We start from the raw sequence: 14,207 nt of genomic DNA, 5'->3' as shown, positions 1-14,207 counted from the left end.
AAAATACGGAAAAGACGCTAAAAAAGCCTATAAACGGCTTACCTCAACAACTGCTTTTTGATTGGGTTCTGGCATAAACGAAGTGGGATACGGTGTTACACCCTTTAGAATCACTTTGTAAGCCTGATTAGCCAACGTGATCTGGGTTGAATCCAGGCGTTTGTTCCTGTCATAATACCCTAGCGTCAATCGGACTGCGCTGGAATCGACGGACTTTGATACCAGCAGTTTGACCGTAACTGATCCTGCTGTTAAGCAGGAAAAGGACGTTGAGTTCGGACAGCGACTATCCCAGATGGAATCCATGCGGACCAGGACGTCGGAGCTTAACCGGGCCGATTGATGAAGCCTTACCGATACCTGATTGTCCGGTATTGCGTCATTGGATCGACAGGCCGAAAAGACAACGGTTCCAATAAGCAGGATTTGCAGGAGGTGTTTCATAGAGACCAATTTACTATACTGATCACGTGCGGCCAGAGCGGCTATAACTTCGTAACCTGTACAACCGCCGTTTGAGGTTGATTGCCTGACTGTGTGCCTGGATAGGGATTTACTTCACGCAGAATGACTTTATAGGTCTGACTGCTGAGCGTTACATTCGTTGAATCGGGGCGTTTGTTTGTACTGCCGGGATCAGCACCTAACGACAGCCGCACCGTGGTCGAATCCTGATTGGCCGATAGCAGCATCTTCACCTTCGCCTGACCTGCCCAGATGCAGGTGGCATTGGCTGGGCAGCGACTGTCCTGAATAGAATCGACCCGAACGGTTACGTCAGCGCCGATCCGGGCTGATTGATGAAGCCCTAGCGATACCTGATCAGTAGGGTCAGTGTTGGCATGTTGGCAAGCGGCAAAAACAAATGTTCCAACGAAGAGTAAACCAGAAAGCGTTTTCTTGAACTGTAGCATACTATATTCCTTTTTTTAGCAGGACTCATTAACTAAAAAAAGGGTTGTAATGGCGGCTATCTTTTTACGATAACGCCATCAGCTACAAAGGTCAGCGCTTTTTCGGGCTGGGTAATTTTCTCGATTTCTTCTTTCGATTTGCCCGCATCCTGCGCATAGTGACGTAGGTCGGCTACGGGTGTCGTGGTGGTTTCGGCCAGCCCTTCTACCACTACGGTCTTCCCTTCAATATCTTTCGGAACAAAGAAACCGTAATCTTTAAAGGTGACGCGCATGGTTTGGCCATCCGTGGTTTTGACCTTCATCCAACAACCTTTTACTTTACAGACCGACTCAACCGTGCCTTCTATTTTAGCGGGCATTTGGGCCTTGTCGCCCATTTTACTGGCTAACTGAGTGGCAGGGATAGCTCCTGTCTCTGTAATTTTTTTACCGTGAAAGCTGGTTTGGGCGAAGGCACCCACCGAAGCGGTAAGTAAGAATGCTGTAAGCAGGAAGTGTTTCATTACTTTGCTATTTTTATGAACGAGTGTTAGTCAAAAGTACAACTTTTTACGGATAGGAAAACGCTATGCAAGCGACTGAATGGACCATTTCACAACACTTAACCGCCGATCGTCAGGCATTTGTCGATGTAGCGAATCGGTTATCGGACGAGGAATTTCAGCGCCATACGGGAGACAAATGGTCGGTAGCGGATGTGATACAGCATCTGTACCTATCGGCCCGGCCGGTTGCCAAATTAATGACGGGGCCCCGTGAGGTATTGACACAGTGGGGAAAAGCCGATCATCATCCCAAAACATACGACCAACTGGCAGCGGAATATAGCGCTGTGCTTGCCACTGGGATGAAAGCCCCGACGCCCTTCGTTCCTCGTCCTGAGGATATGAATGCTGATAAACAAGTTGTCATTGATCGGTTTACAGAGGTGTATCGGGCTGTAAACGATGCACTGGCTGGTTGGACAGAACAGGAATTGGATGAATACTGTATGCCCCACCCGGCTTTAGGAAAACTGACTGTACGAGAGATGCTTTACTTTATCAGTATTCACACACAGCATCACCTGAACCGATTATAAACTATTCCTTAAACTGTCAGCAGCGAATCACAGAAAAGCGTAATTCGCTGCTGACGGCACTAAACTAATTCGTCAACTGCTCTAGCAAAGCGGCTACCTGATCTGCCGAAGTAGCCGGGAAATTGGCAATCCTTATCTGACTTTCCTTGAACTTGCCATAGCCGCTGCCAACTACCATATTGGCGGCTTTGGCGCCTGCAATCACCTCGGCCGATGGTTTTTGCGTAGTGGCTACAACCACGGTTTGAGAACGGTGGCGTTCCTGCTTCACAAAAGCCTCAAAGGCATCGGAGTTGTCAATGAATTTATAAATCATTTTTGCCTTCTCTTCGGTCTGCTTCCGAATGGTATCGATACCAATCCGGTTGAAGTCTTCAGCGATCTTGCCCAACAGATAAATAAACAGGACGTTCGGCGTGGCCGGTGTTTCAAACGTTTTGTAATGCTTCCACAGGGTTGGGAGGGTGTGATGCGCTCCAATGGTGAGTGAGTCGTTTTTCTGCAACCGTTCGGCTTTGGTCAGACAGGCTTCACTGGCAATCCAGACACCCAGACCGGCGGGCATACCAAAGGCTTTTTGCACTGAGAAAAAGGCCGAATCGATTATACTAAAGTCCAGATCGGGGTAGGGCGCCGACGAAACCATATCGACGCAGAATAGCTTTTTGGGGTATTTTCGCTTCAGCTTATGAATTTCGGACGTTTTCATCTGCACGCCCGACGAGGTTTCATTATGCGCCAGACAGACAACTTCGGCATACTCGGGTACCTGAATTTCGGCAGCGTCGAAGCCTTCGCCAAACGGCTTTTCAAAAACTAGCGCGTGTTTGTGGAGGGCATTGGCGTAGTCATAAAACTTCTGTGAGAACGAGCCATTAACGAGGTGAAAACTCTCAAACTCCACACAGTTTAGCAGCATGCGTTCCCACACTTCGGAAGCCGAACCCGTAAAGAAAATACCATGCGTAGCCGGAATAGTCAGCAACGTCCGAAGCTGCTCGTCTGCGAACTTATAGAGGTCCCGAAACCGTTGACTGCGGTGCGAAATCGAGCCGATCTGCTCATCCATAGCCGTTTGTAAATGCTTGTAAAACGTTGGATAGAGTTCGGCGGGGCCGGGCGTAAAGTACGTTTGAGGCATAATCATTGAATTAGGGATTGAGTGGGCAGCCGCAGGGAAACCGAACCAACTGGCCCATTAACCGATTGACTTTTTGCCGCATAGCGGCTGATTTGGGGATGAAAACAACATGGCCGGCCCCAGGTACTTCCGTAGCCGCTACTGGCCGACCCATCTGTTGGTAAAACACATCTACGCACGATTTAGGCAGCAAATCTATGCAAAGATTAATACCTGCGAAGTCATTGGCCTGATAGAATTCTTTAAAAAATCGCCATTGCTCGGTGGTCAGGCAAGTGGTCAGTTGTCTGGCCTCCCAGATGCTGGAGGTGTCGGGATGGTTTAGCAGGGCAGGCCAGCCCGCTTGTATGAAGGGCTTTATCTGTGACTCATGCAAGCGTCCGAAATAATGCCCGATTGTTTTCTTGTTATGAAAACGCTGAAGAGCATAGAGCATATTGGTCCGGTTGTACAACGGACAGAGGCCTTCGGGCAGACCAACCGAATTGCCGCCAATCAGACAGAAAGGCCAGTCTAAAATCGCTTCGCCGGGTTGTTGCCTGATTCGGTCGATATACGCTTTAAACGAGGCTGAATAATAATACGGTTGCTGACTGTAGCGATATTGATACACGCTGAACGCTTCTACAAGGCCAATCAGAACCCATACAGCGAGGAAAGCCGGGCGAACACGACCGCTCCAGTGCAGGGCAAAAATGACCAGAATGACCGGATAGGTAATGGTAACCCGCGAAGGCATCCGGTTAAACCGATCCCAGGGGAAAATCTGGAGCGTAGGAATTCGAATCGGGTGATATAACGCGTGTATCAAACCAAAAACCAGAAGGGGAACATACGCCCAGCGAATGGGCTTGCGGGTTGTCCAGAAGCCAAGTAGGCCCAGAAACAGTAGAAACCAACCAGCTCCCCCAGCCCCATAGCCTTCGGGCATGTCGTGCAGGTAGTGGCCCAAAGGGTCGATGACCGGATCAAAACCTGGTAAATAGGGGGTTAGTAACCGAAGCGGATGAACCCAGCCATGTCCGTTGGCAAAACGGTCTTTAAACACAAACGATTGGGTCTGTTGAACGATTTGGACCAGTAGGGGGAGATACAGGAACCCAACCACTGCAACAGTCAGCAGCAACCCAATCGGAATCAGGGGCTTTTGTAGGTCAACCCGCCAGGTGTCTACCAGATCGCTCACCTGCTCACCCGGTTTTTTCGGGCTTCGGACCAATCGCCAGCCTAGTAGCCCAGTTACAAACAGCGACGTGATTGTAAATGAACTCAAGGCATACCCTGCCATATAGGTCATATCATGGCCCAGGCATAGAGTTAGCAGAAGGATTTTTAGCAGAAGGAACCGGAGGCTTACGCGTTCCTGCAACACAACCCGTCGGGTTAGCAGAAAATCGGTCAGGATGCTAAGCACTGTCCAGTGAATAACCGCATGGGTGAAGTGGCCCGGATATTTGTTGAGCGCGTAAAAATTGAAGAAGCAGATAAACAGACCTGCCAGAGTGGCCCGGAAATTACCATAATCGGTCCGAAGCAAGACATACGGCCCAAAGCTGAGCAGAAACAGGCTGATCAGATAATAGATGTTCAGCCAGGGGCCATTGCCCAGCAACTGATACCAGCCGGCATACCAGTAATCCTGCTCAAACGCCCAGCTCTGAAAAACATGGTTGGTGCCGTATGGGTAAAAGGTTTTGTCGTTCAATAGGTTCAGGTGAGGGAATGGGTTGAACGACAGGTTTTTAGCGAAATAATAGCCAATGTAGTCCCACTGGTCGGTATCGCCGGGGACTATACTCGCCAGAGGGCCGCTGAAATTTCGGATAAAAAAAACGCCGTATAGCAGTATCAGACCGGCGAAGCCTATAGCTACTCTATCGGGCGATGTCCATTGCGCATAACGTGATTCGAATGAGGAAGGTTGGTAGTAGATATTTGGCATAAAAGAGGAAAAAGGAGGAAAATGGAAGGGAGTAAAGGAAAAAAGGAGGAGGGTAGCTTAACATTCGTACCTTCCTCCTTTTTCCTTTACTCCCTTCCTAATACAGAAGCCTAAACTTGATTGTGTTGTCGATTTTTTTGAGTTCATCGACAACTTCCTGACCGTACTCTTTGGCAACGTCCGTTATCACATAGCCAATATGCTCGTTGGTTTTGAGGTATTGGCCATGAATATTGATGTGATACTGGGCAAAAATCGAATTCATCTTCGCCAGAATCCCCGGTACGTTAGCATGAATGTGCAATAATCGGTGCGACCCTTTGAGCAAGGGCAACTGAAGTTCCGGGAAATTGACGCTGCCATACGTACTGCCATTGTTCATATACTCGAGTAGTTTTCCCGGTACAAAGCTGCCAATGTTTGCCTGGGCTTCTTCGGTGCTACCACCAATGTGTGGGGTCAGGATTACATTCGGTAAGTTGCGGAGGGCGCTGACAAACTCTTCATTGTTTGTTTTGGGTTCGTGCGGGAACACATCGACTCCTGCACCCGCCACTTTACCTCGTTCGATGGCATCGACCAGAGCCGGAACATCCACAATATGACCACGCGACAGGTTCAGGAAGATAACCCCAGCTTTCATGAGCGAGAACTCCCGATAACTGATCAGGTTCTTGTTTTCTTTGCGCCCGTCGGTATGCAGGCTGATGATGTCGGCAATGGCCAGCAGTTCGTCCAGCGATTTACACTTACGGGCATTACCCAGCGCCAGTTTGTCCACGATGTCGTAGAAATAGACTTCCATACCCAGCGCTTCGGCCACAACCGATAGTTGCGTACCGATGTTGCCGTAGCCAACCAGTCCCAGTTTTTTGCCCCGTACTTCAAAGCTGTTCTTGGCCGACTTATCCCAGCCTCCCTGGTGCATCAAATTGCTTTTCGGAACAATACTCCGAATCAGCATGATGATTTCACCGATAGCCAGTTCGACTACGGACCGTGTGTTGCTGTAAGGGGCATTGAACACGGCAATCCCTTTGCGGGTGCAGGCGTCCAGGTCAATCTGATTGGTACCGATACAGAACGCGCCGACCGTCATCAACTTATTCGCGTTTTCGAGTACGCGGGCCGTTACGTTGGTTTTGGAACGGATACCCAGTATCGATACGTCGCGGATGGCTTCGATGAGTTCTTCTTCATCCAGCGCCCCTTTTCGGATTTCGACGTTGAAGCCTTCCTGTTCGAAGAGCTGAACCGCTACGGGGTGGACGTTCTCCAGGAGCAGTACTTTGATCCGGCTTTTGGGATAGGACTGGCTACGATTCAGGTTGTTATGGTATAAAAATTCGTCGAGCGATGGGGCAATATGGTCCGCCTTTTCAACCACTCGTGGCCGCATTACGTTTTCGGTAAAGGCATAAAAACGATTGGCCAGCCCCGATGCCCGGATTTCATAATCGGTATAACCATCCCCAATCACATAGACTTCGCCATCCAGATTCAGGTTCCGTATTACCTGCGATTTACCCCCATTGGCCGACAGGGGGTTTTCTGGATCGAAACCAATAACGGCACCGCTTTCATCGAACACGAACGTATTGGCAAACACATTGTCGGCCAGAATACCCAGTGATGTAACAATCGGGACGATGAACTCTTTAAATCCGTTCGAGACAACGTAAATGTTCTCGGCATTTTCGGTCAGAAAATCCTTGTTTCGCTGAAACGAGTCAGAAATTTTGCCCATCAGATTGTCGATGAGCGCCGGAAGATGGTCGCGGTGCGCTTTGAGCAGACTTAGCCGTAGATTAAGTGATTCGGTAAACGAAATCTCGCCCGACATGCCCCGGTCGGTAATGGCTTTAATTTCGTTGAGTACATCCTCGCGGTCGGGTCGGCCGATGAGTGAGATTTCACCCAGCACGTCGAGGGCCTCTACCTTGGTGAAGGTGCTGTCGAAATCAATGATGTAATACGTCTGTTCCAGTGGTTTGGTGAGCATGATTTGCGTTGGTTCAATATCCGCGTTGGGTAGCGGGTAACTATCTAAAATTTATACTATATTTCTGTATGGCATCGATAGCTTCCAGCATATCTGTTAATAAGATGTAAGCTGATCGCTTAGACATAGTATAGTTGATGAGTCATTCGTAAAAAATCCAGTGCCCGCTTTTCCGACCAGTAGGTGCCCTGGAGGCTGCTTTGTTTGTCGGGGAAACCGCAGTGGCCGCCCTGCTCTGGAAACTCCATCCAGACGTTGGGTAGTTCCCGCGCCAGCGATTCCGGGAAACATTCGGGCGAAAGAAACGGGTCGTTCTTTGCATTAACAATCAGCGTCGGAATGGCAATGGCCGGAATATACTGGAGCGAACTGCTTTGCGTATAATAGTCCAGCGCATCCCGAAAGCCATTCATAGGTGCTGTAAAGGTATTGTCGAACTCCCGAACGCTACGCACTTTGCGAATGGCTTCGGTCGGAAAAACGCCCGGCATCACATCGGCTTTCTGCAAAACCTTACGTTTAAGCGTCCGATTGAATCGGTAATTATATACCCGGCTATCCCATTGCTCCAGCCGTCGTGCCGAACCCATCAGATCGAGAGGCACCGAAAAGACCACCGCTTTTTTTATGGCCGGATCGATTGCCGTGCCTTTTTCACCAAGGTATTTTAAGGTAACATTTCCGCCTGCACTGAACCCCATCAAATACACTGTTGAATAGCCTTTGCTGAGCGCATACGTTACAACAAAGTCCAGGTCCCCCGTTTCACCAACGTGGTAGAAGCGCTGCTGGCGGTTCATTTCTCCACTGCACGAGCGATAGTGCCAGGCCAGACAATCGAATCCATGATGGGTCAGATGCTTTACCATACCCGCCAGATACGGACTCGTCGAACTGCCTTCCAGGCCGTGGGAGAGAATGACAAGGGGCCTGGGGCCTGGGGCAGAGGAGGGGTTGTGGGGATTGGCATTCATGCTGAGCCCCGTGCCCTCTGCCCTTTGCCCTTTGCCCCAATCCAGGTCCAGAAAATCATCGTCGGGCGTTTCGATTCGTTCGCGGACGTAAGGAACCGATACCTTGCGAAACAGCGAGGGAATAATGGTTTGTAGGTGGCCGTTCCACAAACGGGCGGGCGGCTCATAGCTGGATGAGGCAATCAGCGGCATTGCACACGCGGGCGATTGAAGCCGCAAAGGTAAGGGTTCTAAGGCTTAGAACCCTGCTAAATTCAAAAAAATAGGGCGATTGGTTCACTTTCTTTTACAATTTGCCGGATTCTATTGCCAATTCGCTATTGATAGTAACTAGACAATGAAAGAATGTGAACGTGTCAAAATAAAAAGGCTGGTCGTAGTGCGGCCAGCCTTTCCTATTGAATACAACCTGAATTGAAAAAAGCAATGGTGGATGCCGTGTCAGCGGCAAGTGAGTCAAAATTGGTAAATAAAAAGATTTAATACAACTATTTCGATAAAGAAAAAATTATTTTAGTACGAATCATTCTATTCCATGCTCTATATTGCATAACGATCATATATCTAACACCTTCCTGTGAATAAACGGTTTAGTTGGTGGCTGCCAGGGCTAGCTGTGTTTTTGATGACCTGCCGTTCAAAAGCACCCGAACCGGCCCAAATTGTTAACACAAAAGTGGTATTGCCGTCGCAGGCAGCCCTGGTATCGGTACAACCAACCGGATCGACAACTGCCGAAGTGATCGTGAAGCTGACCTCAGCCATTAAACCAACCGACTGGCGGCTGACAGCCCAGGCGGCATCCGGTACAGGGGTAACATTAACCTCAGGCGATGAGCAAGTGTATGATCCGTTTACGCTGTTAGTATTCCGCCTGTCGGGAGTAGTTGCGGGAGAAACCTATACGCTACGGCTTGGTTATCGCTATAACCAGAAAGATACCCTTACCCTTGAGCGGACCTATAAACATACGGCCTATAACCCCTGGAAGCGACTGGCTCAGTTGCCGTTCAATAGTGGGGATTTTACCGGGTCGATTGTCAGCTTCGTTTCGGATCTGGATCGGTCGGGCAGCACCGTACAGGTCACGCGGTATGTGGATGCCGAAACCTGGCAGCGTGCCTTGTTTAATTATGAGCTAAATACCTGGTACGATTATACTCCGCCTTATCTGACACTGCGACGGGGGCTGGTCGAGTACGTGCTCTATTATCACAATACGGATCGGGCCTATTTTTACGGTATGGGCTACCAGACCGACGATCTGTTTCCTGATAAATACATTTATTCACGGGATTTATACGCCATTTTTCCGGCCGGAGCCAGTCGGGTATTTCCATATTATCAGGGCGAAGATGGCGAAGTGGTATATTTTACCACCACCGAATGGGCGTTTTTTCTGACCAATAATGGCTCACCGGCCATGCGTGGTATTTATGCCCAGTTCGAGCAGGAAGCCCGTGCTCCCCTGCCCGAAAAACCAGGGATTATGGCGACGTTTAGCCTGGGCGAAACGGGCTATGTGGTCAATCAGGTGTTGGGAAGCCAACCTCATGTATTCGCCTACGATTCGCAGAAGGACACCTGGACTCGGAAAGCGGATTTCCCGGGTACACAGCGATCGAGGGGCATTGCGTTTTCGGTGAATGGAAAAGGATACTTTGGCTTAGGCACTGCTACCGATCAGCGTGGTCTGCGTGACATCTGGCAGTATGATCCCGCTACAGACAAATGGCAATATCTGACGGACTATCCGGGGCAGGGTAATCGCTATCTGGTGGTGTGGAGCGGGCCTAAGCGGGCGTATTTAGGTTGGGGATACGAAAGCCAGACGGAGGTCGGGGCGCCGGGTCATAGGCTGGTGGGCTGTACCGACTTCTGGGGGTTCGCTCCCTAATTCGCTGATCGTGAAAAGCGTAGGATGCCCTGGTAGTATTGACCTGTTTGTTATTGATATATGCGAAACCTGTTACTAGCTGGTGTTTTTATATTCCTGATCGCCTGTGTGGATGAGGTGCAATTACCGATTCGTCAGGTAGAACCCCGCCTGGTGGTGGATGGATTCATTACGGATGAAGCGCCACCCTATCCGATCAAACTGACTTTTTCAGGAACCTATTCGTCGGGTAACCTTTTTCCGGAAGAACTGATAATCAATGGGGCCGTCGTTACGATTACGGATAATGGCGAGCGAACTGTAACGCTGGAACAGGACCCGCTGCTGCCTTCGTATTACTGGGTGCGCGATCCGGCTTTTCGAGGTCAGCCAGGTCATCGGTATACGTTGAAGATTGTCCTACCCGACGGCCGTATCTATGTTTCCTCACCGGAGCTGCTGGCACCTGTAGCGCCTATCGAACGGGTTTATGCTGAGTATCGGCAGTCGGATGGGTATTCGGGTCAGCCTGACCTGTACAATGTTCTGATCGATACCCAGGACCCGGCCATACTGGGAAATTATTATCGGTGGTCGACTTATAGTTATGTACCACGCTGGACGAGCTACGACCCCAAACACCCCCCTGTTGGTGCTCTGACACTCTGTAGCACTTGTTCCTGCTGGGTGCCTTACTTTAGTCAGTTGACCAGTGTATTATCCGATGCGCTGATCAATGGCAACCGCATCAGCCACCGCTCGGTGTTCAATTCGCCAGTCTATGCCGTCGGCAGGCAATATGTTGAGGTCAGGCAATATTCCCTGAGCCGGGCAGCTTATCAATACTGGACCCATTTTGAAGAGCAGCGTAGTCGTACAGGTTCCTTGTTCGACCCTCAACCGGCTTCTATTGAAGGTAATGTGCATCTACAGGCCGATACGACCGTACTGGCATTGGGGTATTTTGGGGCTTCGGCCATTAGTAAACAACGGCTGGTTATTCCAGGCGATACGATTGGCTATGATAAGTTCCTCAATCGCCTGAACAAATCCTTTATTCCACCCGGCGACTGCGGAGGAAATTTTCCGCAGTATCAACTAGACGCACCAGCAGGATGGTAAACCAGACAAAACGCAGGGCTGTGTTTTCAGGATGTAGACTTCCTGCTGCAACGGCTGAAAGAAAAGTTGCCCGCTGGGGACTACTGGTCTTGCTTGGCTTCTATACCTGTGTTGTGCAGGCTCAGATTCGATTTCGTGTTTATGGGCAAGTCAACGATGGGGTAACGGGTAAGCCGATAGCCAACGCATCGGTTTATGATAAAAAGCAGGGGGCAGGCACCACTACCGACAGTACAGGCGCTTTTAGTATGCAGGTGTTGCCCGGTGCCTATAATCTGACTTTTTCGGCGGTTGGATATTATTCGCGGAGCCGGTTTCTGGAGGTTGGACGGAATACGATACGGATGGAAGTGGCCCTAAACCCGGATACGCGCCAACTCGACGAAGTGAATGTAACCGGCCGGACGCCCGATGCCAATGTATCGGCTACGCAGATGAGTGTGGTGCGGCTCGACATGAAAAACCTGCGTAACATTCCGGTGGTATTTGGCGAGGTCGATATTATGAAAGCGTTGACCTTGCAACCCGGCGTCAGTACAGTAGGAGAGGGCGCAGGTGGTTTCAATGTGCGTGGAGGACGCACCGACCAGAATCTGGTACTGCTGGATGGAGCGCCCTTGTTCAACACCAGCCATATGCTGGGGCTGCTGAGCAACCTCAATGCCGATGCCATACAAGACGTAACGCTTTACAAAGGTGGCATTCCGGCTGCTTATGGCGGCCGATTGTCGTCTTTATTGCTGATGAATACCAAAGCGGGCGAAACGGAACGGATCAGTGTAAATGGGGGTATTGGTTTATTGACCAGTCGATTGCTGGTGCAGGGGCCCGCCACCCGGAATAAAAAACTAACGTTTCTGGCGGGCGGACGAATCGCCTATCCGTCATTTATACTTGGGCTATTCCCGGCTCCAACCAATAAAGACCGGGCATTTTTCTACGATCTGAATGGCCGACTGACGTACCGCATTAACGAAAACAGCCAGGTGTCAGCGACGGTCTATCGAAGCTATGATACCTTCAAATTTCCGCAGGACACCCTTTACACTACCCAATCGACCCTTTTTACGGCTCGCTGGAGTCAGCGATTGAACCCTAAACTTTCATTTAACCTGAATGCTACCCAAAGTGAGTATCAGTTCTTTCTGGACGGGCTGACATTCGCCAACACCTACCGCTATCAGTCGACCATTCGCCAACGGGACGCCCGTTTTGATGGACTATGGACACCTACGGCAGCTCACCGGGTTGAGTTTGGCGGCTCGTTGACGGGCTACCAGTTGTTGCCGGGAGCTATCAGCCCAACGGGCGCTAATTCAAACATCATCCGCTTAACCTTGCCGACCGAACAGGCTCGCGAATGGGCAGGGTATGTGTCGGAAGAGTGGACGCCTACCCGCGTGCTGTCAGTGCAGGCGGGTATCCGGTATGCACAGTTTACCAATGTAGGGCCGGGAGTGGCCTATACCTATACCGAAGGGCAGCCCCGAACCCGCGAGAGTATAACCGATACCTTACACTTTGGGCGCGGGCAGCCGCTGGCGCAATACAGGGGCTGGGAACCCCGACTGACGATCCGGGCGAATCTGGATCAGAATAGCTCGCTGAAAATCAGCTACAACCGGACTCGGCAGTACCTGCACCTGATTTCAAATACAACCGCCATTTCGCCTGTCGATTTCTGGAAAGTGAGCGATGCGCTGGTGCCTCCGCAAGTTGCCGATCAGTTTGCACTGGGCTACTTTCGTAACTTTTCGGATAATGCGCTTGAAACCTCCATTGAGGTGTATCATAAAACCCTTGAAAACCTGGTCGAGTACCGCAACGGGGCGACTTTACTCCTCAATCCGGCGCTGGATGCCGACTTATTACGAGCGCAGGGGCGAGCCTATGGCGTGGAAGTCAGCATTCAGAAAACGCGTGGTCTGCTGACTGGCTTAGTTGCGTACACCTACTCGCGTACACTGGCTCGGGTGCCAAGCCCTTATGCCAGTGTGCAGATCAATGGCGGAGACTGGTATCCATCTACCTTCGACCGGCCGCATAACCTGACCATCGCTACCCAGTGGAAATGGAGCCGGGGCTGGACGTTCGGGACCAACTTCGTCTATACCAGTGGGCGGCCCACTACCTATCCGGATGGCACATACCGACTCAATGGTACCAAGGTACTGGATTATTCGCAGCGAAACATTGACCGGATTCCCGATTACCATCGACTGGATGTATCCTTTACAAAAGACGGCCGACGAACGCCGGGGCAGCGTCGATACAGCAACTGGGCCTTTTCGTTTTATAATGTCTATGCTCGTAAAAATCCTTATTCGATTTATTTTCAGCGCGTAAACACCACAACGAAAAGCTATCAGCTATCCGTTTTCGGGACGATCGTTCCGTCGATAAGCTGGAATTTTAACTGGTAATAGCGGGTTGTGGTTGTATAGAATCAGCCGATAAATCGTTACCTTTGGTAAACACCCGCCAAGGCCATGTCTGAACTACTGCTGCAAATTTTAGATACCCCTCAGGCTCCGCTTATTTTGCAAAAAGTGCAGGCCATTCTGGATGAAGAGCGCCATAAACGACGTGCCTTTTACGAATGGCTGGATGAAGATAAAAAAGCCGAGTTTATCAATGGGGAAGTTGTGGTGCATTCGCCAGCCCTGGACCGCCACAACTCGGCAATGCTACTATTGGCTCGACTATTAAGCATCTATGTGGACGACCACCAACTGGGATATGTCCGGGCTGAAAAAGCACTGGTTGAGCTAACCCGCAATAGTTATGAGCCAGATATTTGTTATTTTGGGTCAGCCAAAGCTGCGCAGATTATGCCCGATCAACTCTACTATCCCGCTCCTGATCTGGTGGTAGAAGTGTTATCAAAGAGTACCGAAAAAATTGACCGCGAGATCAAATTTGCTGATTATGCGGCTCACGGCATTGCTGAGTACTGGATTGTCGACCCGTTACGTCGAACCATTGAGCAATATGGTATTGATGACGATACGCTGGAATATGCTCTTGCTGGTACGTTTGGCCTGAAAGATACAATCAGTAGTTATGCGGTTGCGGGCTTTGCCATTCCGGTTCGGGCTGTGTTTGACGAAGCGGCAAATATCCTTGCTTTGCGAAATTTGCTTACTTCCTGA

The 14,207-nt window shown here is 50.2% G+C and carries 12 protein-coding genes; 5 read left to right on the top strand and 7 right to left on the bottom strand.

What is annotated here, in order from left to right:
• Positions 1-27 precede the first annotated feature (27 nt).
• Genes B153_RS0121455 through B153_RS0121445 form a run of 3 tightly spaced genes read right to left on the bottom strand, consistent with a single transcriptional unit; the run spans position 28 to position 1,420 of the window.
• Positions 28-444 carry a hypothetical protein gene (locus B153_RS0121455; RefSeq protein ID WP_020598800.1) on the bottom strand — a complete coding sequence of 139 codons (417 nt, stop codon included), beginning with the start codon at positions 442-444 and terminating at the stop codon, positions 28-30.
• A gap of 41 nt (positions 445-485) precedes the next feature.
• Complete coding sequence (locus tag B153_RS0121450; RefSeq protein WP_020598799.1) at positions 486-914, bottom strand: hypothetical protein; 429 nt, start codon at positions 912-914, stop codon at positions 486-488.
• A gap of 56 nt (positions 915-970) precedes the next feature.
• Positions 971-1,420: a DUF4920 domain-containing protein gene (locus tag B153_RS0121445; protein ID WP_020598798.1), complete on the bottom strand. Its 450-nt coding sequence runs from the start codon at positions 1,418-1,420 to the stop codon at positions 971-973.
• A 65-nt stretch (positions 1,421-1,485) separates the two neighbouring features.
• Between B153_RS0121445 and B153_RS0121440 the strand changes: the two genes are divergently transcribed.
• Complete coding sequence (locus B153_RS0121440) at positions 1,486-1,998, top strand: DinB family protein (protein WP_020598797.1); 513 nt, start codon at positions 1,486-1,488, stop codon at positions 1,996-1,998.
• 64 nt (positions 1,999-2,062) lie between these two features.
• On the opposite strand, the gene B153_RS0121435 is transcribed toward B153_RS0121440, so the two are convergent.
• The 4 genes from B153_RS0121435 to B153_RS0121420 form a co-directional block, all read right to left on the bottom strand.
• The gene (locus B153_RS0121435; RefSeq protein WP_026262339.1) at positions 2,063-3,139 is read right to left on the bottom strand and encodes an aminotransferase class V-fold PLP-dependent enzyme; all 1,077 of its coding nucleotides are present in this window, start codon (positions 3,137-3,139) and stop codon (positions 2,063-2,065) included.
• Between the two features lie 10 nt (positions 3,140-3,149).
• The gene (locus B153_RS0121430) at positions 3,150-5,081 is read right to left on the bottom strand and encodes a hypothetical protein (protein WP_020598795.1); all 1,932 of its coding nucleotides are present in this window, start codon (positions 5,079-5,081) and stop codon (positions 3,150-3,152) included.
• Positions 5,082-5,178: 97 nt separating this feature from the next.
• Entirely contained in the window at positions 5,179-7,083 is a 1,905-nt protein-coding gene (gene serA / locus B153_RS0121425; RefSeq protein WP_020598794.1) for a phosphoglycerate dehydrogenase, read from the bottom strand.
• Between the two features lie 119 nt (positions 7,084-7,202).
• A complete protein-coding gene (locus tag B153_RS0121420; RefSeq protein WP_020598793.1) occupies positions 7,203-8,249 on the bottom strand; it encodes a YheT family hydrolase in 1,047 nt (348 codons plus the stop codon).
• Positions 8,250-8,634: 385 nt separating this feature from the next.
• Here B153_RS0121420 and B153_RS0121415 point away from each other — a divergent pair, with 385 nt between their 5' ends.
• The 4 genes from B153_RS0121415 to B153_RS0121400 all read left to right on the top strand — a co-directional run bounded on the left by B153_RS0121415 (position 8,635) and on the right by B153_RS0121400 (position 14,207).
• Positions 8,635-9,954, top strand: a complete 1,320-nt coding sequence (locus B153_RS0121415; RefSeq protein WP_157634778.1) for a Kelch repeat-containing protein — start codon at positions 8,635-8,637, stop codon at positions 9,952-9,954.
• A 60-nt stretch (positions 9,955-10,014) separates the two neighbouring features.
• The gene (locus B153_RS0121410) at positions 10,015-11,055 is read left to right on the top strand and encodes a DUF4249 domain-containing protein (protein WP_020598791.1); all 1,041 of its coding nucleotides are present in this window, start codon (positions 10,015-10,017) and stop codon (positions 11,053-11,055) included.
• A gap of 89 nt (positions 11,056-11,144) precedes the next feature.
• Complete coding sequence (locus tag B153_RS0121405; protein ID WP_245564921.1) at positions 11,145-13,478, top strand: TonB-dependent receptor; 2,334 nt, start codon at positions 11,145-11,147, stop codon at positions 13,476-13,478.
• A 66-nt stretch (positions 13,479-13,544) separates the two neighbouring features.
• Entirely contained in the window at positions 13,545-14,207 is a 663-nt protein-coding gene (locus B153_RS0121400) for a Uma2 family endonuclease (RefSeq protein ID WP_020598789.1), read from the top strand.

The sequence above is a fragment of the Spirosoma panaciterrae DSM 21099 genome, from assembly GCF_000374025.1.
GTDB lineage: Bacteria > Bacteroidota > Bacteroidia > Cytophagales > Spirosomataceae > Spirosoma > Spirosoma panaciterrae.
The sequence above is the reverse complement of the archived record's forward strand: the minus strand, read 5'-3'. Positions and strand labels throughout refer to the sequence as shown.